Source organism: Rhizobium sp. 01L419 (assembly GCF_056400025.1).
Window position 1 is genome coordinate 569634 of record NZ_JBFTSM010000002.1, and the last position, 25190, is coordinate 594823.

The 25190-nt window shown below is 60.3% G+C and carries 22 protein-coding genes; 18 read left to right on the forward strand and 4 right to left on the reverse strand.

Annotated elements, in window-relative coordinates:
* Positions 1–17 precede the first annotated feature (17 nt).
* Complete coding sequence (locus AC1DUP_RS06430) at positions 18–2321, forward strand: FdhF/YdeP family oxidoreductase (protein ID WP_477832258.1); 2304 nt, start codon at positions 18–20, stop codon at positions 2319–2321.
* Here AC1DUP_RS06430 and AC1DUP_RS06435 read toward each other — a convergent pair.
* Positions 2293–3327 carry a LacI family DNA-binding transcriptional regulator gene (locus tag AC1DUP_RS06435; RefSeq protein WP_113307502.1) on the reverse strand — a complete coding sequence of 345 codons (1035 nt, stop codon included), beginning with the start codon at positions 3325–3327 and terminating at the stop codon, positions 2293–2295. The genes AC1DUP_RS06430 and AC1DUP_RS06435 overlap by 29 nt on opposite strands.
* Before the next feature lie 234 nt (positions 3328–3561).
* Here AC1DUP_RS06435 and AC1DUP_RS06440 point away from each other — a divergent pair, with 234 nt between their 5' ends.
* From AC1DUP_RS06440 to AC1DUP_RS06455, 4 genes are all read left to right on the forward strand, one after another.
* Positions 3562–4701, forward strand: coding sequence for a sugar ABC transporter substrate-binding protein (locus AC1DUP_RS06440; RefSeq protein ID WP_113307503.1), 1140 nt, complete (start codon positions 3562–3564; stop codon positions 4699–4701).
* Positions 4702–4779: 78 nt separating this feature from the next.
* Positions 4780–6318, forward strand: a complete 1539-nt coding sequence (locus AC1DUP_RS06445; RefSeq protein ID WP_113307504.1) for a sugar ABC transporter ATP-binding protein — start codon at positions 4780–4782, stop codon at positions 6316–6318.
* Positions 6315–7310, forward strand: a complete 996-nt coding sequence (locus AC1DUP_RS06450; RefSeq protein WP_113307505.1) for an ABC transporter permease — start codon at positions 6315–6317, stop codon at positions 7308–7310. The genes AC1DUP_RS06445 and AC1DUP_RS06450 overlap by 4 nt, the downstream gene beginning before the upstream one ends.
* Entirely contained in the window at positions 7307–8290 is a 984-nt protein-coding gene (locus AC1DUP_RS06455; protein WP_113296602.1) for an ABC transporter permease, read from the forward strand. Before AC1DUP_RS06450 ends, AC1DUP_RS06455 begins: the two co-directional genes overlap by 4 nt.
* Before the next feature lie 6 nt (positions 8291–8296).
* Here the strand turns inward: AC1DUP_RS06455 and AC1DUP_RS06460 are convergent, their stop codons facing one another.
* Positions 8297–8569 carry an RpiB/LacA/LacB family sugar-phosphate isomerase gene (locus AC1DUP_RS06460; RefSeq protein WP_113307506.1) on the reverse strand — a complete coding sequence of 91 codons (273 nt, stop codon included), beginning with the start codon at positions 8567–8569 and terminating at the stop codon, positions 8297–8299.
* A gap of 255 nt (positions 8570–8824) precedes the next feature.
* Between AC1DUP_RS06460 and AC1DUP_RS06465 the strand changes: the two genes are divergently transcribed.
* The 8 genes from AC1DUP_RS06465 to dhaL (AC1DUP_RS06500) all read left to right on the forward strand — a co-directional run bounded on the left by AC1DUP_RS06465 (position 8825) and on the right by dhaL (AC1DUP_RS06500) (position 17895).
* Positions 8825–10303, forward strand: a complete 1479-nt coding sequence (locus AC1DUP_RS06465; protein ID WP_113307507.1) for a sugar ABC transporter ATP-binding protein — start codon at positions 8825–8827, stop codon at positions 10301–10303.
* A complete protein-coding gene (locus tag AC1DUP_RS06470) occupies positions 10272–11348 on the forward strand; it encodes an ABC transporter permease (RefSeq protein WP_477832259.1) in 1077 nt (358 codons plus the stop codon). The genes AC1DUP_RS06465 and AC1DUP_RS06470 overlap by 32 nt, the downstream gene beginning before the upstream one ends.
* A gap of 95 nt (positions 11349–11443) precedes the next feature.
* Positions 11444–12430, forward strand: a complete 987-nt coding sequence (locus AC1DUP_RS06475) for a substrate-binding domain-containing protein (protein ID WP_113307509.1) — start codon at positions 11444–11446, stop codon at positions 12428–12430.
* Between the two features lie 59 nt (positions 12431–12489).
* On the forward strand, positions 12490–13260 hold the full coding sequence (locus tag AC1DUP_RS06480) for an SDR family oxidoreductase (RefSeq protein ID WP_113296599.1): 771 nt from the start codon (positions 12490–12492) through the stop codon (positions 13258–13260).
* A gap of 22 nt (positions 13261–13282) precedes the next feature.
* Positions 13283–14278, forward strand: a complete 996-nt coding sequence (locus tag AC1DUP_RS06485; RefSeq protein WP_113307510.1) for a dihydroxyacetone kinase subunit DhaK — start codon at positions 13283–13285, stop codon at positions 14276–14278.
* A gap of 15 nt (positions 14279–14293) precedes the next feature.
* The gene (gene dhaL, locus AC1DUP_RS06490; protein WP_113307511.1) at positions 14294–14941 is read left to right on the forward strand and encodes a dihydroxyacetone kinase subunit DhaL; all 648 of its coding nucleotides are present in this window, start codon (positions 14294–14296) and stop codon (positions 14939–14941) included.
* 151 nt (positions 14942–15092) lie between these two features.
* On the forward strand, positions 15093–17183 hold the full coding sequence (locus AC1DUP_RS06495; RefSeq protein ID WP_113307512.1) for a bifunctional sugar-binding transcriptional regulator/dihydroxyacetone kinase subunit DhaK: 2091 nt from the start codon (positions 15093–15095) through the stop codon (positions 17181–17183).
* A gap of 55 nt (positions 17184–17238) precedes the next feature.
* Positions 17239–17895, forward strand: a complete 657-nt coding sequence (gene dhaL, locus AC1DUP_RS06500) for a dihydroxyacetone kinase subunit DhaL (protein ID WP_113307513.1) — start codon at positions 17239–17241, stop codon at positions 17893–17895.
* Positions 17896–17926: 31 nt separating this feature from the next.
* Here the strand turns inward: dhaL (AC1DUP_RS06500) and AC1DUP_RS06505 are convergent, their stop codons facing one another.
* Together AC1DUP_RS06505 and AC1DUP_RS06510 are read right to left on the reverse strand one after the other, a co-directional pair.
* Entirely contained in the window at positions 17927–18685 is a 759-nt protein-coding gene (locus AC1DUP_RS06505) for an alpha/beta hydrolase (protein ID WP_113307514.1), read from the reverse strand.
* A gap of 42 nt (positions 18686–18727) precedes the next feature.
* Positions 18728–20503, reverse strand: a complete 1776-nt coding sequence (locus AC1DUP_RS06510) for a cytochrome c biogenesis protein DipZ (RefSeq protein WP_477832260.1) — start codon at positions 20501–20503, stop codon at positions 18728–18730.
* A gap of 231 nt (positions 20504–20734) precedes the next feature.
* On the opposite strand from AC1DUP_RS06510, the gene AC1DUP_RS06515 reads away from it, so the two are divergent.
* The 5 genes from AC1DUP_RS06515 to AC1DUP_RS06535 all read left to right on the forward strand — a co-directional run bounded on the left by AC1DUP_RS06515 (position 20735) and on the right by AC1DUP_RS06535 (position 25058).
* A complete protein-coding gene (locus tag AC1DUP_RS06515) occupies positions 20735–21106 on the forward strand; it encodes a DUF488 family protein, N3 subclade (RefSeq protein WP_113307516.1) in 372 nt (123 codons plus the stop codon).
* Between the two features lie 137 nt (positions 21107–21243).
* Positions 21244–22284: an alpha/beta fold hydrolase gene (locus AC1DUP_RS06520; RefSeq protein WP_113307517.1), complete on the forward strand. Its 1041-nt coding sequence runs from the start codon at positions 21244–21246 to the stop codon at positions 22282–22284.
* 135 nt (positions 22285–22419) lie between these two features.
* Positions 22420–23160, forward strand: coding sequence for a response regulator (locus AC1DUP_RS06525; RefSeq protein WP_113296591.1), 741 nt, complete (start codon positions 22420–22422; stop codon positions 23158–23160).
* A complete protein-coding gene (locus AC1DUP_RS06530; protein ID WP_113307518.1) occupies positions 23157–24482 on the forward strand; it encodes a sensor histidine kinase in 1326 nt (441 codons plus the stop codon). The genes AC1DUP_RS06525 and AC1DUP_RS06530 overlap by 4 nt, the downstream gene beginning before the upstream one ends.
* A gap of 159 nt (positions 24483–24641) precedes the next feature.
* A complete protein-coding gene (locus tag AC1DUP_RS06535; RefSeq protein WP_113296589.1) occupies positions 24642–25058 on the forward strand; it encodes an organic hydroperoxide resistance protein in 417 nt (138 codons plus the stop codon).
* The last annotated feature ends 132 nt before the right edge of the window (positions 25059–25190 follow it).

Here is a 25190-nt window from a genome sequence, read left to right on the forward strand (position 1 = left end):
GAAGACGGAGAGCTGACATGAGCGACAAACGTCCTGATGGTGTTGAGGAATACGGGCATCCCGCAGGCGGCTGGGATGCTCTGAAAGCGGTGGCGAAAACGCTGAAGCATCAGCAGATCGTCGCGCAGGGCAGCACGACCCTGCTCAAGGCAAACCAGCCGGACGGATTCGACTGCCCTGGCTGCGCATGGCCTGATCCGAAGCACACTTCGTCCTTCGAATTCTGCGAAAACGGTGCAAAGGCGATCACATGGGAATCGACTGCCCGCCGTGTCGCGCCGGAATTCTTTGCCGAACATACGGTCTCGGAGCTTTGGGAATGGATCGATCACAAGCTCGAAGACCAGGGTCGGCTGACGCACCCGCTGAAATACAACGGTACCACGGATAAATACGAAGCCATCGAATGGGATGATGCCTTCAACTTGATCGGCGCAGAGTTGAACAAGCTCGCCAGCCCGGACGAGGCTGAGTTCTATACTTCCGGCCGTGCTTCGAACGAAGCTGCATTCCTCTACCAGCTTTTTGTACGCGCCTATGGCACCAACAACTTCCCCGACTGTTCGAACATGTGCCATGAGGCAACGAGCGTCGGGCTGCCGTTGTCGCTTGGTGTCGGCAAGGGCACGGTGACACTTGAAGATTTCGATCATGCCGATGCCATCTTTAGCTTCGGCCACAATCCCGGAACGAACCATCCGCGCATGATGACGACCTTGCATGAGGCATCGCGCCGCGGCGTGCCCATCATCGTCTTCAATCCGCTGAAAGAGCGGGCGCTCGAGCGTTTCGCGGCGCCGCAAAATCCGGTGGAGATGGTGACCTTTTCCTCGACACGCATCGCATCGGCCTATCACCAGCTCCGCACCGGTGGCGACCTCGCAGCCCTCAAGGGTCTGATGAAGCTGATCTTCGAGCGCGATGAAGCCGATCTTGTCGCTGGTGGCGAGGGCGTTCTGGACAGGGCCTTTATCGCCGAACACACTGTCGGCATCGATGCCCTGAAAGAGGATCTCGCCGCCGCGCGATGGGCCGATATCCTCAGTGTCTCCGGTCTCACCATGGAAGCGCTGAACAGCGCCGTCGATGTCTATCTCAGCGCCCGCAATGTCATCCTCTGTTACGGCATGGGCATCACCCAGCACGCCAACGGAACGGCGAATGTCCAGCAGCTTGCCAATTTCCTGATGCTGCGCGGCAATGTCGGCCGCCCCGGCGCCGGTCTCTGCCCTCTGCGTGGTCATTCCAACGTTCAGGGCGACCGGACTGTCGGCATTACCGAAATTCCGAACAAAGCGCTGCTCGACGGCATGGAACGCGCCTTTGGTTTCCGTCCCCCTGCAGAGAAGGGCCATAATGCGGTCGAGGCCATCGAGGCGATCGCTGCCGGCAAATCGAAGGCGCTGATCTGCCTCGGCGGCAATCTGGCTGTCGCCATGTCCGATCCTGACGTCACCTTCAAGGCCATGCGCAAGCTCGATATTGCCGTCCATATCGCGACCAAGCTCAACCGCTCGCATCTCTTGACGGCAAAGACCTCGATCATCCTTCCCTGCCTCGGACGAACCGACCTTGACACGCAGGCATCAGGGCCGCAGTCGGTGACGGTCGAAGATTCCATGTCGATGGTGCATGCCTCGCGCGGCTTCCTGAAGCCGCCGGGTGAGTTATTGAAGTCTGAGCCGGCCGTCATCGCAGGCATTGCAATGGCCACATTAGGCACAAAACACAGCATCGATTGGAGCGGGTTGATCTCCAATTACGACCGCATCCGCGACAAGATAGAATTGGTGTTCCCGGATTTTCATGAATTCAATAGCCGTGTCCGCGTTCGCGGCGGCTTCCGGCTCGATGTTCCCGCTTCTTACCGCGTCTGGAAGACGGCGAGCGGAAAGGCAACCTTCCTCGTCGCCCCCGGTCTCGAAGAAGATCCTCGCCTGAAGGACCCGACGACACTGGTGCTGACGACGCTGCGCAGCCACGACCAATACAACACGACGGTCTATGGCCTCGACGATCGCTATCGCGGTATCTTCGGCCGCCGTGATGTCATCTTCATGAGCGGTCAGGATCTTGCTGAACGGGGCCTGCGTGACGGAGACCGGATCGATATCCGCTCAGCTACCCGCAACGGGGGTGGGAAAACCGTCATCGGTTTCACGGTTGTCGAGTATAATATCCCCGTTGGTTCGGTGGCCGGCTATTATCCGGAAATGAATGCGGTGATCGCGCTCGATCACTATGACCGCAAGTCGGGCACGCCGAGCTACAAGGGGGTTCCGGTCAGGATCTCTAAGAGCGAGGCCCAAGCTGCTGCCTGATGGTCATGCCTGTACTTTCGCGGGCGATGACTTCGAAGCCAAGATCGATCTGGCTCGGTGGATGGCGGCTCGTCGAATTGAGGGCCGCCAGTACCTTTTCGGCGGCAAGCTTGCCCGTCTCGAACCGCCTCGTCACTATCGATGAGAGGGAGGGTGACGCACAGGCAGAAAATTCCAGATCATGAAAACCGATGATGGCGATATCGTCAGGCACGCGGATGCCGCGCTTGCGGCACTCCTGCATGGCGCCGAGCGCCACGTTGTCGTCGGTGCAGAAGATCGCTTCCGGGCGGTCACCACGTTCATGCATCAGGGCCAGGAGATCGGAGCCGAGCGCAACCGAGCTGTGCCGCGGCCGCTGGGTGACGATCTCAAGGTTCTCCAGGCCCGCTTCCTGCATTGCCAGGCGATAGCCGTCGAAGCGGGACTGTGAACGATGGTCGAGATTGCCCGCCAGAAAGGCAATACGCTTGAAGCCGCGGTCTATGAGATGCTGCGTTGCCGCCTGCCCAGCGCGATCTTGCAGCATGCCGATATTGAGGTCGATCGGATCCGGCGACAACTCGAATGTCTCGACAACGGGCAAATGCGCCCGAATCAGAAGCTGATGGGCAAGCGGTGTATGATGAATGCCGGCGATGATGATCGCTTCGACCCGTTGGCCGAGCAGTACCTTGATGGCATTTTCCTCTTCCTGCTCGGAATACCGGCTGTTGACGACGATGACCTGAAAGCCCGCCCCGACAAGCACGTCATGCAGAGCAAAGAGATATTCGGCAAAGATGACGTTATAGAGCGTCGGCACAATGACGCCGATTGCGTGCGTGCGCGACGAGGCAAGCCGGCTGGCCGCAATATTCGGCACATAGCCGAGTTCCTGGACGGCGGCATTGACACGCCGCCGCAGCGCTTCCGAGACCGCGTCGGGCTTGCGAAGTACGCGTGAAACTGTGATCGGGCTGACGCCGGCCAAAGTTGCCACATCGTCCAAAGTTACTCTTCGCATGTGCTCTCGCTCTATACAACAAAATCGTGCGGATCTGTAATTTATCTCGCAGTTGCGAAATATTGTTCTTCGCTTTTGCATTTGACAGCGCTAGCAAATCCGATTTGACAGCGCTGTCAACTATGTTACGTTAAAATTGCACCGGAAAGGATGGGATGGAACCTTCCGGGAATCAGCATGCCAATAAGACTTTGTGGAGAGGCGGCTCGGTCCGCCCGAGGGAGGAGATATTCAATGCTCAAGGTGAAGAAAGCGAAAATGGCACGTGTCGCCGCGTTTTCGGCGTCGGCGCTTGCGCTGCTCTGCAGCACGGCCATGGCGGAGCCAAAGGTCGTGTCCGGCCCCGCCGCCGATCCGAATTGCATGGTTCCGTGGTCGGCCGAAACCCAGTTCTTGCAATATCCGAAGAAGGATGGTCCTTACCGCATCGCGCTTGCCAACGGCTATATCGCCAACACCTGGCGCATCCAGATGGTGCAAACGGCAAAGGCCTACGCTGCCCAGCCGGATGTCGCCGCCAAACTCAAAGAATTCAAGGTTGTGTCGACCGGCGAGGACGTTCCGGCCCAGATTTCGGCGATCAACAACTTCATCGATGCGGGTTATGATGCCGTCGTCGTCAACGCCCAGAACCCGACAGCCTTCGGTCCGGTCATCAAGCGCGCCAAGGAAGCCGGCGTCGTTCTTGTCGCCTTCGACAATATCCTCGACACCAAGGATGCGATCAACGTCAATGTCGACCAGAAGGGCCTCGGTGTCATCTGGGCTGACTGGCTGGTGAAGCACCTGCCGCAGGGTGGCAAGATCCTCGAAGTGCGCGGCGTTGCTGGAACTTCCGTCGATACGGATCGCCATAACGGCATCCACGAGACGCTGGACGCTTCCGGCAAGAAGTTCACCGTGACTGAAGTCGTCGGCAAGTGGGACGACGGCGTGGCCCAGAAGGCAACGGCCGATGCGATCGCTACCAATGGTCCGTTCGATGGCATCACTGCCCAAGGCGGTGACACCGGCGTCGTGCAGGCGATGATCGATGCGAAGCATGCTTTCGTGCCCTTCGGCGGTGAGACGGAGAACGGCTTTCGCAAATTCTGCGCGGCCCATGCTGGCGACGGTCTGAAATGCTCGTCGGCCGGTACCGGTCCGGCGCAAGTCGCCGTCGCTATCAAGACGGCCATCGCCGCTCTTGAAGGCGAAGTCGTGCCCCAGGCCGTTAAGCTGCCGACGGCACTCGTTTCGGATCCCGATTTCAAAGAAGGTGAGGATTATTACCCCACCCAATCCGACAACTTCTTCGTCGGCAACGCCTTCCCGACCTGCGGTATCAACTTCACCGCACAGGAGATCATGGGGCAGTCCAAGGAAAACCAGTAATCCCCACCATCCGGACCTGACTGCGGGCGCGAGCGCCCGCAGTCTCGAACTCGACGCGACCGAATGGAGGCTGGATGCATGACCCTTTCCGAACCGCTTCTGCGCCTGGAAGGCATATCGAAACGCTACGGCGGCGCGATTGCGCTGAAGGAAGCCAATATCGCAGTCCGCCCGGGCGCGATCCATGCCGTGCTCGGGGAGAACGGCGCCGGTAAATCGACCCTCATCAAGATCATGGCAGGGGTAGTCGCGCCTGATGAGGGGCGCATGCTGCTTGACGGGAGCGAGGTCTCCTTCGCCTCACCGGCTGCCGCCAATGCCGAGGGCATCGTCTGCGTCTTCCAGGAACTGTCGCTCATTCCCGATCTGTCGGTGGCCGACAATATCGTTATCAGCAATCCGCCACTTCGTTTCGGCATGATCGACCGCAACAGGCAGCGTCAGATTGCTGAAGCTGCGCTGGCCCGTGCCGGAGCGGCCGATATCCATCCCTCGTCCCTTGTCAAGGACCTGCCGCTTTCCCGTCGGCAGATGGTGGAGATTGCCAAGGCTCTTGCGCGCAAGCCGCGGTTGATGATCCTCGACGAGGCGACCTCGGCGCTAACCCAGTCGGATGTCGAGAAGGTCTTTGGCGTGCTGAAGCAACTGCGTGCCGAGGGCATGGCGCTGATCTACATTTCCCATCGCATGCACGAGATTGCCGAGCTCGCTGATGACTGCACGGTCTTTAGAAACGGCCGCAGCATCGAATCCTATCCTGCCGGCACCAAGACGGACCAGCAGGTTGTGGAACTGATGATCGGACGCGAATATACCAATGTCTTTCCACCCAAGCCGCTGCGATCGAGGGCAGATGCGCCGGTGCTCTCCTGCCGCAATCTCTCCTGGGAAGACCGGCTTTCCGGGATCAATTTCGACGTGCGGCCCGGCGAAATCATCGGGTTCGGCGGGCTGGATGGGCAAGGGCAGCGCGAATTGCTGCTGGCGCTTTTCGGTGTGCTGCGCGACCTGAAAGGCGAGGTGGCGGTCAATGGCCGACCGGTAAGGTTGAAGAGCCCAGGTGCTGCGAAATCAGGCGATATCTCCATGGCGCTGATTCCGGAGGACCGCAAGACCGAGGGCCTCATGCTCCCCATGACGGTGCGCGAGAACCTGTCGATCGCCGCACTCGACCGCGTTTCACGCAATGGCGTGATCGATCGGGCCGCGGAGCTTCGCGAGATCGACGAGCTGTTGAAGCTTCTAGCGATCAAGGCCGCGACGATCGACATGCCGGTCGCCTCGCTGTCAGGCGGCAACCAGCAGAAAGTCGTGATCGCCAAATGGCTGATGAACCGCCCGCGCATCATTCTGCTCAACGATCCAACCCGCGGCATCGATGTCGGCACAAAGCAGGAGATCTATGCTTTGCTGCGCAAGCTTGCCGACGCGGGCGCGGCCATCATCTTCTATTCGACCGACTATGACGAACTGGCCGGATGCTGCGATCGCGTGCTCGTCATGTATGATGGCAGCATCGTGCGCATCCTCGAGGGAGACGAGATTACCGAGCGCGAGCTGGTGAGCGCCGCCCTCAACATCGGCGCCGGCCAAGCGCAGCAAAGGATAGCCCAATGAGCACGCAGGCGGGCGGCGAATGGCGGTACTGGTACGTTCAGCAGAAGGGTACGCTCTTTGCAGCGCTTCTGTTCATCCTGATGTTCATCATCTATGTCTCGAACCATCCGGCCGGCTTCACGCCGAATGTGGTGCAGACGGCCGCCAACAAGGCGACACTGCTCGCTTTCGTGGCGATGGCGCAATGTTTCGTGGTCATCACATCGGGCATCGACCTTTCGATCGGCATGATCCTCATCCTGTGCAATTGCCTTGCCTCATGGCTCGTCGTCGGCACGCCGCTGCAGACTGGGTTGGGTGTCGTGGCCGTACTTTTGACCGGTCTCGCCTGCGGCCTGCTGAATGGGCTCGTCATCATCTTCGGTCGATTGCAGCCGATCGTCACCACGATTGCGACCAGTGCGGTCTTTTACGGATTGGCGCTGCTGTTGCGGCCCACACCCGGCGGCTCGGTCAATGAAGATCTCGCCGATGTGTTTACCTCGAAACTTTTTGGCGTCATCCCTGCAAGCCTCGTCGTGCTCGCGCTTGTCGTCCTGGTGATCTGGGTGCCATTCAGCCGTTCGGTGCTCGGCCGCACCGCCTATGCGGTCGGCTCGGCGGAAAACGCCGCTTACATGTCGGCCATGCCGGTGAAACGGGCGAAGCTCGCCGCCTATGGGCTGGCGGGGCTGCTTTCGGCCATCGGCGGGCTTTACCTGACCTTCTTTTCCTATACGGGCGAGGCAGCTTTTGCGAGCGGCAATGCCTATACGCTCTATTCGATCGCGGCAGTGGTGCTGGGCGGCGTTTCGCTCGCGGGTGGCAAGGGAAGCGCCGTCGGTGCCGTCTTCGGTGCGCTGGCCTTCCGCACCATCGGCGACCTGCTGTTCGTCTTCGATCTCGATCCGCTCTGGCAGCCGCTCTTCCAGGGAGTGGTGCTGATGCTGGCAGTCAGTATCGGCTGCATCGGCCTGTCGCGGGTCCGCAATCGCCTGGAGTGGTTCCAATGAGCGAGGATGCTTCCACCATGCGGCAAATTCCCGTGCCCGCCCGGCTGCGCGGTGTCGATCCGGCTGTGGCGATCGCCTTTGGCTGTATCATCCTGCTGCTTCTCGGCGGCTCGCTCTATTCCTCCAACTTCCTGTCGCCGGATTACCTGCTGCAGCAGTTGAAGGTGGCTTCCTTCCTTGGTGTCATCGCAACAGGCATGATGGCGGTCATCCTGCTCGGGCAGATCGACCTGTCGGTGCCATGGGTCGTGACGACAGGGGCGATGATGGCCTGCGCCGCCACTGCTTACGGAACGACGGGTGCGGTTCTCGCAATCCCATTCGGCATTCTCTGTGGTGCTGCGATCGGTCTCGTCAATGGCATCGCGGTTGCCTATCTGCGCATTCCCTCGATGATTATCACGCTTGCGACCAATGCCGTCGCGCAAGGCTTGATGGTCGTCTACACCGGCGGTTTCTCGCCACAGGATTCGGCTTCTGCCGCCATGCGCTTCCTGGCAACCGGCTATGCCATACCGGGGCTTCCGAATGGCGTTCTGGTGTGGTTGGCCGTCGGCCTGCTTGCCGTCTTCCTGCTGACGCGAACGACTTTCGGCCGGGCGCTCTATGCAATCGGTAATCGCGAGCGCGCCGCGTATATGTCCGGCATCAACACCCGCAGGATCACCTTGCTGGCCTTCATCATGTCAGGTGGGCTTAGCGCGCTCGGCGGCGTGCTTCTCGCCGGATACGCCTCGAAAGCATCCCAATCCATGGGTGACGCCTATCTCTTGCCCTCGATCGCAGCCGTGGTGCTTGGCGGCACACATGTCCTCGGCGGCAAAGGTTCTTATCTCGGAACCGTTGCCGGCGTCATCCTGATCACCCTCCTCCAGTCGATCCTCTCGGTCATGCAGATCGAGGAGGCCGGCCGCCAGCTCATCTATGGGGCGGTCATCATCGGCATGTTGCTGCTTTACGGGCGGCAGAAGGTCTCGTGACGAAACTCAGTACTTCGCTTCATCCAGGCGTTCGATTGCCTTGACGTGTTCGACCGATAGACGATTCGGGTCGAGGCTGCAGGCGAGGTAGGTATCAGCGATCGCTTTGGCGAGTTCGGGGCCGACCACGCATGCATCCACGGTGGTGATGACTTGGCGGCGCGCTCGGCAGAATAGGTATCGTGGGGCAGCGCCGCCCGGATGCTTGTTAGCAGAAATCGACACGCCGACGTCCGTTCCGCAGAAGAGCAGGGCGCGATCATAATCGCCGTCGATAATCTCTTTGCGCTACGTCAGCATGATGTTCCGCAAGCCCTCTTTCCCGTCGGGATATCGCTCTTAGCCCAGCAATTGCTGGGTTTTCGACACCGTTCCTGGCTCTCTGGCACCCTGACATTTACGTGATTTCATATCGCTTGACATTTGTCGAACGCGAGTCGAATATTGTCAGCATCGACATTCGGGCGGAGGTTTCCTGATGTCGAATGGCGCGTTGGAATTTGCTCGCCAGACGTATGCGTGGAGGAGACTGACGTGGAATTTCTGCTGGAAGTGGAAGGGCTCAAGAAGTCCTTTGGCGGTGTCGCAGCCCTGCGCGACGGCCGCTTCCAACTTCGCGCCGGCTCGGTCCATGCGCTGTGCGGCGGCAATGGCGCGGGCAAGTCCACATTCCTGAAAATTCTGATGGGCATTCACAAGCGCGATGCCGGTTCGATCCGCAGGCGTGGCCAGGAGGTGGATTTCTCCAGGCCGGCTGATGCGCTCGCGTCCGGTATTGCCATCATCGAGCAGGAACTGAGCCCGGTTCCGCACATGACGGTTGCCGAGAATATCTATCTCGGCCGCGAGCCGTCAGCCCGTTTCGGCGGCATCGATTTCCGCACCATGAACCGCGCGGCGCAGAGGCTGCTCGATGGGCTGGAATTCGATATCCGCGCAAACCAGTACATGATGAACCTTTCGGTCGCGCAGATGCAGTTGGTGGAGATTGCCAAGGCGCTCAGCCACGATGCCGAAGTCATCTTCATGGACGAACCGACATCGGCCATCGGCGAGCGTGAGGCCCAGCAGCTCTTTGCGGCGATCCGCCGCTTGCAGGCGCAGGGACGCGGTATCGTCTACGTCTCGCACCGCCTATCGGAAATCTTCCAGATCGCTGATTCCTACACGGTCTTCCGCGACGGTTCCTTCGTCGGTGCCGGCGCCTTGTCGGAGATCGACCGGCCGAGCTTGATCCGCATGATCGTCGGGCGGGAACTTGCCGAAGAATACGTCAAGACCAATACGCCGACACCGCAGATCGGTCTGGAGGTTAGTGCGCTTTCGTGCCCGAACAAGATCGAGGACATTTCCTTCGCCGCCCGTAAGGGCGAGATCTTCGGCATATACGGGCTGATGGGCTCCGGCCGCACGGAGATTTTCAACTGCCTTTTTGGGCTCGACAAACCGTCTGCGGGACGCATCTCGGTCGATGGTGCGGCGATCTCGGTTGCAAAGCCATCGGATGCGATGGCCCATGGTCTCGCGCTGGTAACCGAAGATCGAAAGCAGACGGGGCTCAATCTCTCCGATTCCGTTCGCGCCAATATCTGCATGGCAAGCCTGCCTGAACTGAGCCCAGCCTTTTCCATGGATCATGCAAAGGAAGTGGATGCCAGCAAGCGCATGCGCGAGCAATTTCAGATAAAGGCAGCGCGCGACACCATGCCGGTGTCGGGCCTTTCCGGCGGCAACCAGCAAAAGGTCGTTCTCGGCAAATGGTTCCTGCGCAACCCCAAGGTCCTGCTGCTGGATGAGCCGACACGCGGCGTCGATGTCGGCGCCAAGCGGGAAATTTATCGCATCATCTGCAACTTCGCCGAAGGCGGCGGCACCGTGGTCATGATCTCATCGGAAATCGACGAAGTTCTCGGCATGTCGGACCGCATCATGGTGATGCGCGGCGGCAAGAGCGCCGGAATATACAGCCGGGAGGAGACGAATGCCCAATCACTCGTCCACTTATCAACCTGACCAGGGTCAGGGCGTTCGTCCGGCAGCAGAGGAGCAGGCAGTGTCAGTGAGTGAGAACAAAAGTGCGGGCGGCTGGTTCAAGACCGAGCAGCGCCGTTTGATCGTGCAGGAATACGGCATCTTCCTCGCCTTCCTGCTTCTGGTCGTTATCCTGTCGTTCTCGAATGAGTTCTTCCTGACCGGCGGCAATATTTCCAACGTTCTGCTGCAGACGTCCATCAACGGCGTGCTGGCGATCGGCATGACCTTCGTGATCCTGACGCGCGGCATCGACCTGTCGGTCGGTTCTGTCGTGGCACTCGCCGGCATCGTCAGCGCCAGTTTTGCCACCACTTCGGAAACGGCCGGCGTCATCGGTTCGCCCTATCCGGTCGCTATCGGCCTGCTGGTCGGTGTCCTGGTCGGTGTTGTCTGCGGCTCGATCTCCGGCGCGATCGTCTCGCGCTTCTCGGTGCCTGCCTTCGTCGCCACGCTCGGCATGCTCTCGGCTGCCCGTGGCATGACGCTGATCTATGGTGGGGGCCGTCCGGTTCCCGCACTCACACCCGCCTTCCGCTGGATCGGCACCGGCGATGTGTTCGGCCTTCCTGCTCCGGTCATCGTGCTTGCGGTCGTGTTTGCGGTCTCCTGGTGGATCCTCAACCGTACGCGGTTCGGCCGCTATATCTACGCCGTCGGCGGCAATCCGCATGCGGCCAAGACCTCGGGCATCAATACGGGTCGTATCCGCTTCACCGTCTATGTGATCTCCGGCGGCCTCGCAGGGCTTGCAGGTATCCTGCTCAGCGCCCGCACCGGTTCGGGTCTGCCGCAGGCCGGCGTCGCTTATGAGCTGGATGCGATCGCGGCAGTCGTCATCGGTGGCACGAGCCTTTCCGGCGGTGTTGGCCGCGTGACGGGAACATTGATCGGCGCGCTCATCATCGGCGTCATGAACAACGGTCTCGATCTGATGGGCATCCAGTCCTACTACCAGCAGGTCCTGAAGGGTGCGCTGATCGTCGGCGCCGTCATGCTCGACCAGAAACGAAATTTCGGAGCCTGAGCTCATCAGCAGAAATTCGGGGCAGGCGCTTCGTTCGCCCCGTCCGACAGGCAAGCCATGCCGGCCGCCTAAACCCAAAGTGGAGGAGAATTAAAATGAGAAAGCTTCTGATTGCGCTTGCTTCGGCAACAGCGCTGCTGGCGACGTCTGCCGCAGCCCAGGAAAAGATCAAGATCGGCGCAGCACCCTACGGCCTGAATGCGGAATTCATGCAGATCTGGACGGCAGCCCTGCAGGAACATCCGGCCGTCAAGAGCGGCGAGGTCGAACTGACGGTTTTCGATGGCCGCTATGACGCGCTGGTTCAGCAGGATCAGTTCAAGACGATGATTACGCAGAAGTACAATGCCATCATCTTCGCCCCAATCGACGTCGATGCAGGTGCGTCTGCCGTTCAATCCGCCGTCGATGCCGGCATTCCGGTCATCGGCTCCAACACCCGCGTCAATTCCGACCAGCTGACCTCCTATGTTGGCTCCGACGATACGGTTTCCGGTTATCTCGAAGCCAAGAGCGTGCTGGACAAGATCGGCTGCAAGGGTAACGTCGTGATCATCGAGGGCCCGGTCGGCCAGTCGGCGCAGATCCAGCGCCTGCAGGGTAACAAGAAGGCGTTGGCTGAGTGCCCTGACGTCAAGGTTCTCGAAGACCAGACCGCAAACTGGTCGCGCGCCGAAGCCCAGACCCTGATGGAGAACTGGCTGACATCGCACCCGAACCAGATCAACGGCATTATCGGCCAGAATGATGAAATGGCGCTCGGCGCCATCGAGGCAATCAAGGCTGCCGGCCTCGACGTCAAGAGCTTCGCCATCGCCGGTATCGACGGCGTCACAGATGCGCTACGGGCTGCCAAAGCCGGTGAGATGACCTCGATCCTTCAGGATGCCCGTGCCCAGGCGCAGGGCGCTCTGGATCTGGCGATCTACAATGCCAAGAAGGGCGATTATAAGCCGGAATCCGATATCTGGACCACCTACAAGGATATGCCGTGGAACGACGGCAAGGATAAGACCTATAATGTTCCGTGGACCCCGGTGACGGCTGAAAACGTCGATAAGCTGCTGTCCACCCGCAAGTGATCCTCCCTGGGGCGGGAGGAAGATCCCGCCCCATATCCCGACAGGTTGAGAAGAACGCCATGACTGATTCAAAACAGGTTGATTTGAACTTTTCCTTGAGCGGCAAGGTCGCTCTGATCACGGGCGGTGCGTCCGGCATCGGCAGCGCCATCGCATCCGCCATGGCCGCCAAAGGCGCGATTGTCGGCGTGGTCGACATCAATGAATCGGTCGCAAAGGCCAAGGCCGACGAACTCGGCAACGGGGCGAAATCATTCGTCTGCGACGTATCGAACCCGCAATCCGTCGAAAAAGTGGTTGCCGATGTGGTGGCCGCGTTCGGTCACATCGACATTGCCGTCAACAGCGCCGGCGTTGTCATGCTCGCGCCTGCAGAGGAACTCAGCCTTGATGCGTGGGACAAGACCATCGCCATCAATCTCAAGGGCACGTTTCTGATTTCTCAAGCTGCCGGCCGCGCCATGATCAAGGCGGGCAGGGGCGGCAAGATCATCAATATGGCGTCCCAGGCCGGCACTGTCGCCATCGATCAGCATGTTGCCTATTGTGCCTCAAAGTTTGGCGTCATCGGTCTTTCCAAGACGCTGGCTGCCGAATGGGGAAAGCACGGCATCAACGTCAACACGATCTCTCCGACCGTCGTCCTGACCGATCTCGGCAGGAAGGCATGGGATGGCCCGCGCGGTGAGGCGCTGAAACAGCGTATCCCATCCGGACGCTTCGCGTTCCCCGAGGAAATTGCGGCGGCGGCGGTATTCCTGGCGTCTAACGGCGCCGATATGATCAATGGCGCGGACCTTCTGGTCGATGGCGGCTACACCATTATCTGACGCGCAGTAGATAGGAGTTATAATGCAGAGGTTTATCAATAATCCGGATGAGGTCGTCGAAGATACGGTCAAGGGTTTCGTCAAGGCCCATGCCGACATCGTCAGGCTATCCGCACAAAATTCCCGTGTCATCGCCGCCCGTCACACGCCGGTCGCCGGCAAGGTCGGCGTCATCACCGGCGGCGGTTCGGGCCATGAGCCGGCCTTCATCGGTTATACTGGCCGCAATATGTTGGATGCTGTTGCCGTTGGCGAACTCTTTTCCTCGCCGACCGCAAAGAGCTTCCTCGATGCCGCCCGCGAGGCGAATGGCGGCAAAGGTGTCGTCTGCCTGTATGGCAACTATGCCGGTGACAACATGAATGTGAAGATGGCGATCAAGCTTGCCGCGAAGGAAGGCATCGAAATCGCCACCGTCGTCGCCAACGACGACGTCTGTTCAGCAGGCCCCGAGGAGCGTGAAAAGCGCCGCGGCGTTGCCGGCGAAATCTTCATGTGGAAGTGCGGCGCGGCTAAGGCTGCCGAAGGTGCTAGCCTCGAAGAGGTGCGGGCGACCGCGCAGAAGGCGATCGATAATTGCCGTTCGATCGGCGTCGGCCTCGGCCCCTGCACACTGCCCTCCGTCGGCCATCCGAATTTCGTGATCGAACCGGGTACGATGGAAGTCGGCATCGGCCATCATGGCGAGCCCGGCGTGCGGGTCGAACCGCTGAAATCGGCCAAGGAAGTCGCCGAGGAGATGGCCAGGATCGTTCTCGATGACCACCAACTTGCCGCAGGAACGGAGGTGGCAATCATCGTCTCTGGTCTCGGCGCCACGCCGCTCAACGAACTCTACATTCTTCATGATACGCTCGAATCTGAGATCACCGGACGCGGACTGAAGATCAGCAAGGTCTACATCGGCAACTATTTCACGTCGCTGGAAATGGTCGGCGCAACGCTGACGGTCATGGCGCTGGACGAAGAACTGAAGCGGCTACTGGATGTCGACGTTCAGTGCCCGGCAATGCTCTGAAGGGAGGCAGGCAGAATGCAGCAATTTCAGAATGCCGGATCTGGCGATATTGTGCTCTCGGTCGCGAGCCTGATCATCGAGAATCGCGCCTACCTCAGCGAAATCGACGGCAAGATCGGTGATGGCGACCATGGCGTCAACATGGCCAAGGGATTCGGCATGGCTGCCGAACGCATCAAGGGGGCGGACATGTCGCTGGCGCAGGCCCTCGATACCCTCGGCACGGTCCTGATGACGGAGATCGGCGGGTCGATGGGGCCACTCTATGGCGTCATGTTCACCCAGTTCGCCGAAACCATTGAAAAGTCTGACGCCATCGATACCGCGACCTTCAGCACCATGCTGCACAATGGCCTCGACGGCATCAAGGCGATCGGCTCGGCCAAGGTTGGCGACAAGACGCTGCTCGATACGCTGGTACCGGCGATCACCGCATTCGATACGGCTATCGGCAATGGCAAGTCCTTTGACGAGGCGCTTACGGCACTTGTCGCGGCAGCCGAAGCCGGACGGGACAGCACGCGCGATCTCGTCGCCAAGATCGGTCGCGCCAGCCGCCTTGGCGAACGTTCGCTTGGCGTGCTCGATGCGGGCGCAACCTCCTGCGCATTGATCCTGAAGTCGCTGGCTGATGGTGTGGAGACGAGGCTCCAGCCCGCTTGACAGATCGGGCTTTGGTGAGAGCCCGTGATCCTCCCTTGCATCACCGTCCCGGCCGCCGCGGCGGCCGGGAACAATCAGGCGAGGGCATGTTGAAAACTGCAGCTTTTACGCTCATCTTCGCCGTCGATTTGGATGAGGGAAACCAGGCAGGATGGTCGCAAAGACATCATCGGCACGAAAGAACGGTACGGCTGATATCGCGGCTGAGCCCATTCCGTTGCGCTACGGGGACGATCCCTACGTATGGGCGTGCTGGCTTTACTACGAAGACGGCATGACCCAGGGCGATATCGCCGAAACGATGGGTATTTCGCGGGCGACGGTGAACAGCTATCTCGCCGATGCGCGTGCCCGTGGCATCGTCAATATTTCCATCGAGCCGGCGCGGCTCAGCTCGCTGACCATCGCTCAGGAGCTGAAGCGGCACTTCGGGCTGCACGACTGTCTGGTCGTGCCGAGCGACGACAATGCCCGTCCATTGATTGAACGGCTCGGCTCTGCGGGCGCCCAGGCGCTGCAGAAGATCCTGAAATCCGGCGACACGCTTGCGGTCGTCTGGGGGCGTACGATCATGGCGGTCGGCGAGCAGGCCTCCATATCGGGGCTGCAGGATATGACCGTCGTGCAGGCAACGGGTGGAACGAGCGCGACCTTCACTTATACGCCAGAGCTTTGCGCCGCGGCCTTTGCCGATGCCGTCGATGCCAAGCTCATCAATATTGCAGCACCCGCCATCGTCTCCAGCCCTGCGGTGCGCGACGTGTTCTTGCGTGAACCGCTGATCGACCGGCAGTTCGAAGCGCTTTCGCAGGCAAACAAGGTGATCTTCGGTATCGCCTCCATGCGGCCGAATTCCACGATCCACACAAGCGGCTTTTTCGATTCCGTGTCCCTGCAGGAGTATCTCGCAAAGGATGCGACAGGCGTGGTGGCTGGCCGCTTCATCGACGGTCATGGACGCCTTGTCGCGGGGCCGCTGGACGACCGCACGGTCGGCATCTCCCTCGACCTGCTGAAGAAGATCAAGATGCGCATCGCCGTTGCAGGCGGTTTTGACAAGGTTCCGGCCATCCTTGCTGCGCTTCGCGGCGGCTATGTCAGTGTGCTCATCACCGATGCCGCCACCGGCCGGGGCATCCTCAATGCCGATGGCGTGACGGAGATCGATCAGAAGCACTCGCCGCGACCGAAGGTCGACAACGAGATCTCCACGCCGCTGACTGGCTTCCGCACCCACATCAAGAAGTTCCTGAACGACCCCGACGATGTCGTCGAAGAAATGCTCGACGGCGTCGTCAAGGCGCATGCGCATTACCTTCGCCCGGTCGACAGTTCCAACCGGTCGCTCGTTGCCCGTTCAGGCCCGCGAGCCGGCAAGGTCGGTCTGGTCGTCGGCGGAGGGACGGGGCATGAACCGGCCTTTCTCGGCTATGTCGGCAAGGGGCTCGCCGATGCGGTCGCGGTCGGCAATATCTTCTCCTCGCCGCCGCCGGGGCCGATCCTGCAATGCGCCAAGGCGGCATCGGGCGGAGCGGGAGTACTCTTCGTCTATGGCAATTACGCCGGCGATGTCATGAATTTCGAGATGGCCGCCGAAATGGCTGCAGAGGACAAAATCGAGGTCCGTACCGTCGTGACGACCGACGACATCTCCTCCTCGCCGTTGGAGGATCGGGACGGTCGCCGCGGCGTTGCCGGCAATTTCTTCATCTTCAAGGTCGCCGGTGCTGCCTGCGACCGCGGTCTTTCGCTCGATGCCTGCGAAGCCGTGACCCGCAAGGCCAATGCACGGACCTTCACCATGGGTGTTGCGCTTGAACCCAGTTCGCTGCCTCAGACGCGTCGCCATAACTTCGAGATCGGCCCTGATGACATCGAGATCGGCATGGGCATCCATGGCGAGCCTGGCGTAATGCGCGAGAGGATGATGAGCGCCGATGCCGTCGTCGACGTCGTCATGGACAGGATTTTTTCGGAGATGAAGGCTGTATCGGGAGATCGTGTCGCCGTGCTGGTCAATTCCTTCGGCGGCACGCCTTTGATGGAGCTCTATATTCTTTTCAGGCGCGTGGAACAGCGGCTGAGCGCAAAGGGCATCAAGATCGAGGCCAATTGGGTGGGGCATTATTGCACATCGCTCGACATGGTCGGAGCATCCATATCGATCCTGCATCTCGACCGGGAACTGACGGATATGCTCCACCATCCCTGCGATACGGCATTCCTCAGGGTCGTTAATTGAAAAAATGGAAGACAGCATCCCAGGGGGCTGGGCTGCATGAATTGGGAGGATAATCATGCCGGCAAACGCGGCCCGCAGCCTCAGCAGGATGTTTCACCGGATATCGGTGGCGATTTCGGCTGAGAAAGACCATCTCTCCGATCTGGACGGGGCGATCGGCGATGCCGACCATGGCATCACCATGGCGCTTGGCTTCCAGGCGGTGAATGGCGAACTGGCAAAACACGACCTCGATGAAACGCTGCCGTCGGAGGTGTTTTCGATCGCAGCGTCCGCTTTTCTCGATGCCGTCGGCGCATCGACAGGGCCGCTCTATGCCACGGCCTTTCGCAAGGCAGCCCAGGTGCTGAAGCAGGACGAAACGCTGTCAGCCGCCGGGCAGGCGGCAATCGTCGAGGCGATGACATCAGGTATCAGGGACCGAGGCAAGGGCCAACGCGGCGACAAGACGATGCTGGATGCCTGGATCCCGGCAACCGAAGCCGCTGCCGCTGCCCGCGACCGGCAGGCGAATGTTTCGGACATGTGGCGCGAGATTCTCGAGGCTGCCGATATTGGTGCACGCTCCACGCGCTCCATGGTCGCCACCCGCGGCCGCGCCGCTCGTCTTGGGGAGCGATCCCTCGGACATATCGACCCCGGGGCCGCATCGGCCGTCATCATCATCAGGGCGATGAAGGACACATTCACGGAAAACGAGCCGGTGGAGTGATCCACCGGCTCCGGTACTGCTTTTGACCTGACTACTTGCCGGCTGCCTCAGCAGCCTTCGCGATCACATCGGCGACCTTTTCCGGCTGAGACGCGAAGACGGCGTGGCTTGCCTTGATCTCGGTGACATCGCTTCCTGCCCGCTTCGCCATGTCGCGTTCGAGGTCGGGATTGATCGAACGGTCTTCGGTGGCGACGATCGTCCAGCTCTTCTTTGTCTTCCAGGCGGGATCGCTGACATTGGCCGAGAAGGCCTCCTTGGAGGCGAAGACTTGCGACTTTGCGAGGAACGCGGCCTCGTCCTTCGGCAGGTCGGCGGCAAAGTCGTTGGCGAAGGCGGCAGGGTCGAGATAGAGGTATTTTCCGTCCTTCGTCTCACGAATATTCATGCCGCCGGCCGGCTTGGAACTCGCCAAGCTGATGAGGCTTTCACCCTGGTCCGGCTGGAAGGCCGCGACATAGACCAGGCCCGCGACATTGGGGCTGTTGCCGGCTTCGGTGATCACCATGCCACCGTAGCTGTGGCCGACGAGCAGGGTCGGGCCATCCTGTAGGTCAAGCACCCGGTTGGTTGCGGCGACATCATCGGCAAGCGAGGTGATCGGTTCCTGGACGATGGTGACGTTGAAGCCGCGGCCTTCGAGGATATCGCTTGCCTTGCGCCAGCCGGAACCATCGGCGAGTGCACCATGGACGATGACGATGTTTTTCACCTCGGCCGCCTGGGCAGCAAAAGCGATGGCACTGGTGGCAAAGGCAAGGGCGATGGTAGAAAAATACTTGTGTTTCATGGTCATTGCTCCTGTTGTTCAAGTAGAATGTGAGAACGAATGTCAACCGAATGTGAAGGCGTAGGCCTGGACGTCTGGATCGAGGAAATGGATCTCGAAGTTGCGTGCTTCCACGTCACCGGACTGGCGCACGAGCTGATAGAGTTTGGTCGATGTCACCGTTCCGTTTCCATCGGCATCGATATCGCTTCCATGGTCGGCGCCTGGCGCCTTGCCGTCGATCGTCACCCGGAAGCGGATCGGTTTGCCGTCAGCACTTGGGCCAAGAACGAGATGTAGGTCGCGGGCGCTGAAGCGGTAGGAGATTCCGCCGCCTGCCTGATCGAGGGTCGCCTCTTCGGCGCCGACAGTCCATTTGCCCGAAAGACCCCACTGGTTGAGACCCGGCTGCTTGACCGAATAGTCCCTGGTAGCATCGGCGCGCATGCTCTCGTTGGAGGCAAAGCCGGTGGCCTGCTTGTAGCCGATATAGGTCTCGCCGGAGCCGATGTCCTTCAGGTCGGGGCTCATCTCGGCACCTTTCGCATCCGGCACGACGGGTGTGCTTGTCGGCATCTCGCTGCCAGCTTCGCGCAGCAGGTCCTGGATCGCCTGCTCGGTCTGTCGGTAGTTGCCTTCGCCGAAATGATGTTCGCGGATCTGGCCCTTGGCGTCGATCAGGTAATGGGCCGGCCAGTAGCTGTTATCGAAGGCACGCCAGATCTTGTAGTCGTTGTCGATTGCGACCGGATAGCCGATGTTGAAATCGCCGATGGCCTTTTTGACATTGTCGATCTTCTTTTCGAAGGCAAATTCCGGGGCATGCACGCCGATCACAACCAGGCCCTGGTCTTTGTATTTTTCAGCCCAGGCGCGGACATAGGGGATAGTACGGATGCAGTTGATGCAGGAGTAGGTCCAGAAATCGACGAGTACGACCTTGCCACGAAGCTGTTCCATGGTCAGCGGTGGCGAGTTAAGCCATTCGACGGCGCCGTCAAATGATGGCGCACGGCCTTCGACAGGCAGATCGCTATGGAAAGGTCTCTTCRCATCGGCAAGGCCGATCATCTTGTCGTTGCTTGCTACCTCGGACGATGCTCCATCGGTTGGCTTCACATTCGCGGTGTCGAGAACGGCCTGTTCCAAGGATGCGGTGCTGGCATAGGAGAGCTGCGACAGCAGGCCGGTGTCGAGACCGAGTGCGATAACGACGACACCTGCAAGCACGGCAGCACCAAGGCCCTGACGAATTCGCTCGCTGACGCCAAGTGACTTCTTCATGCCGGCAAAGATCTTGCCGCCGACGGAGAGGGCGATTGCGAGCGAGGTAGCCGCACCCGCCGCATAGGCCAGCAGCAGGAAGGTCGTCTGCAGATTGGCGCCCTGAAGTGCCGCCCCCGTCAGCACGAGACCGAGGATCGGCCCGGCGCAGGGCGCCCAGAGCAGACCAGTCGCAATGCCGAGGATAAAGGCGCTCACCGTTGTCGGCGCAGAACCGGTCTTGCCGGAAGTGTTCAGCAGGCGATTGCCGAAATTGACGACCGGCTGGGTGACGAAGCTTGCAATACGCGGTGAAATCAGGCTGACGCCGAAGACGGCAAGCAGGGCCAGCGCGGCAAGACGGCCATATTCATTGGCGTTGATCGCCCAGCTGCCGCCAACGGCGGCAAGGGTCGCCACAAGTGCAAACGTGGCGGCCATGCCGATCAGCATGGGCAGCGTGCTGCGCAGGAATGGTTGTCCGGCGCGGGCAAAGACGAAGGGAAGAATCGGGAGGATGCACGGGCTGAATATGGTCAGCGCCCCTCCCAGATAGGCAATGATAAGAAGCGTCATCATCGTTTCCTTTGATACCGGGTTGTCAGGCTCTGGAGGGCGATGCGGCCCGACCAGCGATGGCGCCAATCTGGTCGAGGCGATGTATCTCGGATGTGTCCGGTTTCTCGGCAATATGTACCGAAGTGTAGGAAGCGCTCCGATGAGGGCTGCGCTATCTTCCATGGATAAGCGCTTCACCCAGCCGGGATCCCGCAAGAAGAGGGATGATCGGTGAATGAGGAGGATCAAATGACAGTCAGAGCTGAGACGATAAAGCTCAAGCGGGTCTATGCGGCCAGGGTGGATGCGGATGGCGCCCGACTGCTGGTCGATCGCATCTGGCCGCGCGGTCTCAGTAAGGAGCGTGCTGCACTGGCTGCGTGGCTAAAGGATGTCGCGCCAAGCAACGAGCTGCGCCACTGGTTCAATCATCAGCCTGATCGCTGGGAGGAGTTCCACCGGCGCTACACCGCAGAGCTTGAGCACAAAGAGGAAGAGCTGAAGCCCGTGACCGATTTCGCAATGAAGGGCACGGTGACGCTGCTTTATGCCACCAGCGATGACGAGCACAACAATGCCGTAGTGCTCCGTGACTTCCTCATCCAACGGATTTTCGATTGAGAAGGCAGCCAATTGTATCAGAACGTATCCGGAAGGCCGGATGCTACATTCCCATGCAATTGAAGCGGATACCCGAAACATCGGGGATACATGCGCGCTGTTTTTTCCTTGTCATCAACTTGAAACGGAGAGAGCCAATGTCCAGCGAAATCAATCTTCAGCGTCGTCGTTTTTTCGGTGTTGCTGCCATGACCATGGCGGCGGTCGAATTCGGCCTGACCAGCGCCGCCGGTGCCCAGTCACAGGCTACCGCGCCCGCCATCACGGCAGGCTCGCATACGTCCTTTGCACCGCTGAAGCAGATCAAGGCTGGCGTTCTTAATGTCGGCTATGCAGAAGCCGGTCCCGCAAATGGCCCGGTTGTGCTCCTTCTTCATGGCTGGCCCTACGACATCTACAGCTTCGTCGATGTGGCGCCTGCGCTTGCCGATGCCGGCTACCGGGTACTGATCCCCTATCTGCGCGGCTATGGCTCAACCGAATTCCTCTCCGCAAAGACACCGCGCAACGGTCAGCAGGCTGCCATCGCCACCGATATCATCGCCTTCATGGATGCGCTTGACATCAAGCGTGCCGTGATCGGCGGTTATGATTGGGGCGGCCGCACCGCGGACATCCTGGCCGCTGTCTGGCCGGAGCGCTGCAAGGGCTTGGTCTCGGTCAGCGGCTATCTGATCGGCAGTCAGGAGGCGAACAAGAAGCCGCTTCCGCCGCAGGCCGAGCTGGCCTGGTGGTATCAGTTCTACTTCGCCACTGAACGCGGCCGCGAGGGGTATGAAGCCAACCGGCATGATTTCGCAAAGCTGATCTGGAAGCTTGCTTCGCCGCAGTGGAAATTTGATGACGCAACTTTCGACCGCTCTGCCAAAGCCTTCGAAAACCCCGACCATGTCGCGATCACCATCCACAACTACCGCTGGCGCCTTGGTCTTGCCAATGGCGAAAAGAAGTATGATGCATTGGAAAAGAAGCTCGCTGCCTTTCCTGTTATCACCGTACCGACCATCACCATGGAAGGCGACGCCAATGGCGCACCGCATCCGGAGCCTTCGGCCTATGCCAAGAAGTTCACCGGCAGGTACGAGCATCGCAACATCGCCGGCGGCATCGGCCACAACCTGCCGCAAGAAGCACCGCAGGCCTTTGCGCAGGCCATCCTGGATGTCGATCGCTTCTAAAGCCTGCCTTGGCTGCCGCGAACGGAATTCCCTGTTTCGCGGCAGCCAATTCAGAGTCAAAACAGTAAGCAGTGAGTCTGCGTCTGAGATAACAATTCTACTGCGCCAACAGATAGAGGATCCGAAAGTCCCGACATGGAGCACGTCGACCATATCCTGATCGTCGATGACGATCGTGAAATCCGCGAACTGGTTTCGAGCTATCTGAAGAAGAACGGGCTTCGGACGTCAGTCGCCGCCGATGGCCGCCAGATGCGCAGCTTTCTCGAAGGTAACACGGTCGATCTTATCGTGCTCGATGTCATGATGCCGGGTGACGACGGGCTCGTGCTCTGTCGTGAGCTGCGTGCCGGTAAGCACAAGGCAACGCCGATCCTGATGCTGACAGCCCGCAGCGACGAGATGGACCGCATCATCGGGCTGGAGATGGGCGCCGATGACTATTTGCCGAAACCCTTTGCTGCGCGCGAATTGCTGGCACGCATCAAGGCCGTCTTGCGGCGCACCCGCGCGCTGCCGCCGAACCTGCAGATTTCGGAGGCGGGACAGTGGCTTCGCTTCGGCGACTGGCGCCTGGATACGGTCGGCCGGCATCTTCTCGACAGGCAAGGAACGGAGATCGCACTGAGCGGCGCCGAATATAGGCTGCTGCGCGTCTTCATCGACCATCCGCAGCGGGTGCTCAACCGCGACCAACTCCTGAACCTCACACAGGGTCGCGATTCGGAACTTTTCGACCGCTCCATCGACCTGCTCGTCAGCCGCGTTCGCCAGCGACTGGGGGATGATGCCCGCGAGCCGACCTATATCAAGACGGTGCGCAGCGAGGGTTACGTCTTTTCCGTTCCGGTGGAGATTGAAGAGGCCAGGTCATGAGCGTGGGGGCTGCTCTTCGCTCCGGGTTCTGGCCGAGCACGCTGCGGGCTCGGCTTTTCTTCATTCTGCTGGCGGGCCTGGCGATTGCCTATGGCCTATCCTTCACAGTCCTCTTCGTCGAGCGTTCCATGTCGGCCAAGGCCGTCATGCTCGGCACGCTCGAAAGCGATGTCGCGACCTCGATCGCCGTTCTCGACCGCCTGCCGGCGGATCAACGCAGCGACCTGCTCGATCGTCTCAGCCGCGGCAATTATCGTTTCGAACTTGGGCCGGGTCTGCCAGGCGTGCCCGACAATTCCAGCAAGGGCAGGGAAATCGGCGGCAGGATCGAAGAGGCGATCGGCGGCACCTATCCGATCCGCATGGAAACCATTCCAGGCGATATCAGCCGATTGCAGGCACATCTGACGCTGACCGACGGAAGCCCGCTGACGATCGACATCACGCCGCGGCCTCCCATGCCGATTGCGGCATGGTTGCCCTATGTGCTTGCCATCCAGATGGCCTTGCTGGTGCTCTGCACATGGTTTGCCGTACGTCAGGCGATCCGCCCGCTTGGCGCACTTGCGGCGGCGGCGGATGCGCTTGATCCCAACAGGAAAGGTCCGCCGCTCGCCGAGACTGGGCCTAGCGAGGTTGCGCATGCGGCGCGTGCCTTCAACGCCATGCGCGAGAGGATCGCCCACTATCTCGAAGAGCGAGTACAGATTCTCGCGGCGATATCCCACGACCTGCAGACGCCGATCACGCGCATGCGGCTGCGCGCCGACATGACTGACGATTCGCCGGAGAGAGACAAGCTGGTGAGGGATCTCGGCGAGATCGAACGGCTCGTGCAGGACGGCATCGCCTATGCCCGCAGCGCTCACGGCAATGGCGAGAAGTTTTCGCGCATCGACCTCTCATCCTTCATCGACAGTATCGCCTATGACTATCAGGACACCGGCAAGGCTGTGAGCGTCGTCGGTATCGTCCAGGGCATTGCGTCGACCAAGCCGCATGCGCTTCGCCGCATTCTCACGAATTTCGTCGATAATGCGCTGAAATTTGCCGGTGCTGCGGAAATCAGCGTTGAGCGGAAAGGCGAGGGGGATATTGCCATTACGGTGATGGATCGCGGTCCGGGCATTCCCGATGCCATGCTCGAAGCTGCCATGCAGCCCTTCTTCCGGCTGGAGCAGTCGCGCAATCGCGAGACCGGCGGTACAGGCCTCGGCCTTGCCATCGCCCAGCAGCTGGCCGCCTCGATCGGCGGCTCGGTGCGGCTCCATAACCGCGAGGGCGGCGGGCTCGCGGCCGAAATCACCATCCGAGCCAACTGATTTTTTCGCGGCATTTGTATGCGAAAATGTCCAGATAGACCGGTGCTACGCTTTGATACAGTTCGGCCGATTTCAGAAACATGCGGGATACGTCAGACCTCCAGAAACCACTCCGTCACCAGATGCCGCAGAGAGCGGCATGAACCAAGGAGTGCACTCATGACGACGATTGAAAAGGTTCTCTACACCGGCAAGACCCACACCACCGGCGGCCGGGACGGCTCCGCCCGCAGCAGCGATGCACAGCTTGATGTGAAGCTGTCCCCTCCCGGCAGTACCCATGCCGGCACCAATCCCGAGCAGCTTTTCGCAGCCGGCTGGTCGGCCTGTTTCATCGGCGCAATGGGCCTTGCTGCCGGCAAGCGCAAGTTCCGGCTTCCTGCCGATACCGCCGTCGATGCCGAAGTCGATCTCGGCATGACCGGCGAGGGCTACTTCCTTCAGGCCCGCCTGAACATCAGCTTGCCCGGCCTGGAGCCGGAAGTGGCCCGCGCTCTGGTCGAGGAAGCGCATCAGACATGCCCCTATTCGAAGGCGACGCGTGGCAACATCAATGTCGAGCTGAATCTCATCTAAGGCGTTCAGTGCAAATGGGGCGCAGCTCGGCTGCGTCCGCGGAGGTTTTGATGAAAAGGGTCATCATCTGCATTTTGGCAGTAACCGTTTTTGCAGCTCCCTGCATCTACGACGTGTTCTCTAGCGAACCAT

Excerpts from the sequence above, each read along its gene's own strand:
- AC1DUP_RS06515 (WP_113307516.1), top strand. The coding sequence starts at position 20,735 with ATGACAGTCAGAGCTGAGACGATAAAGCTCAAGCGGGTCTATGCGGCC.
- AC1DUP_RS06440 (WP_113307503.1), top strand. The coding sequence starts at position 3,562 with ATGCTCAAGGTGAAGAAAGCGAAAATGGCACGTGTCGCCGCGTTTTCG.
- AC1DUP_RS06495 (WP_113307512.1), top strand. The coding sequence starts at position 15,093 with ATGGTCGCAAAGACATCATCGGCACGAAAGAACGGTACGGCTGATATC.
- AC1DUP_RS06470 (WP_477832259.1), top strand. The coding sequence starts at position 10,272 with ATGCCCAATCACTCGTCCACTTATCAACCTGACCAGGGTCAGGGCGTT.
- AC1DUP_RS06525 (WP_113296591.1), top strand. The coding sequence starts at position 22,420 with ATGGAGCACGTCGACCATATCCTGATCGTCGATGACGATCGTGAAATC.
- AC1DUP_RS06480 (WP_113296599.1), top strand. The coding sequence starts at position 12,490 with ATGACTGATTCAAAACAGGTTGATTTGAACTTTTCCTTGAGCGGCAAG.
- AC1DUP_RS06455 (WP_113296602.1), top strand. The coding sequence starts at position 7,307 with ATGAGCGAGGATGCTTCCACCATGCGGCAAATTCCCGTGCCCGCCCGG.
- AC1DUP_RS06430 (WP_477832258.1), top strand. The coding sequence starts at position 18 with ATGAGCGACAAACGTCCTGATGGTGTTGAGGAATACGGGCATCCCGCA.
- AC1DUP_RS06520 (WP_113307517.1), top strand. The coding sequence starts at position 21,244 with ATGTCCAGCGAAATCAATCTTCAGCGTCGTCGTTTTTTCGGTGTTGCT.
- AC1DUP_RS06435 (WP_113307502.1), bottom strand. The coding sequence starts at position 3,327 with ATGCGAAGAGTAACTTTGGACGATGTGGCAACTTTGGCCGGCGTCAGC.
- AC1DUP_RS06530 (WP_113307518.1), top strand. The coding sequence starts at position 23,157 with ATGAGCGTGGGGGCTGCTCTTCGCTCCGGGTTCTGGCCGAGCACGCTG.
- dhaL (WP_113307513.1), top strand. The coding sequence starts at position 17,239 with ATGCCGGCAAACGCGGCCCGCAGCCTCAGCAGGATGTTTCACCGGATA.
- AC1DUP_RS06445 (WP_113307504.1), top strand. The coding sequence starts at position 4,780 with ATGACCCTTTCCGAACCGCTTCTGCGCCTGGAAGGCATATCGAAACGC.
- AC1DUP_RS06505 (WP_113307514.1), bottom strand. The coding sequence starts at position 18,685 with ATGAAACACAAGTATTTTTCTACCATCGCCCTTGCCTTTGCCACCAGT.
- AC1DUP_RS06535 (WP_113296589.1), top strand. The coding sequence starts at position 24,642 with ATGACGACGATTGAAAAGGTTCTCTACACCGGCAAGACCCACACCACC.
- AC1DUP_RS06485 (WP_113307510.1), top strand. The coding sequence starts at position 13,283 with ATGCAGAGGTTTATCAATAATCCGGATGAGGTCGTCGAAGATACGGTC.
- AC1DUP_RS06475 (WP_113307509.1), top strand. The coding sequence starts at position 11,444 with ATGAGAAAGCTTCTGATTGCGCTTGCTTCGGCAACAGCGCTGCTGGCG.
- dhaL (WP_113307511.1), top strand. The coding sequence starts at position 14,294 with ATGCAGCAATTTCAGAATGCCGGATCTGGCGATATTGTGCTCTCGGTC.
- AC1DUP_RS06450 (WP_113307505.1), top strand. The coding sequence starts at position 6,315 with ATGAGCACGCAGGCGGGCGGCGAATGGCGGTACTGGTACGTTCAGCAG.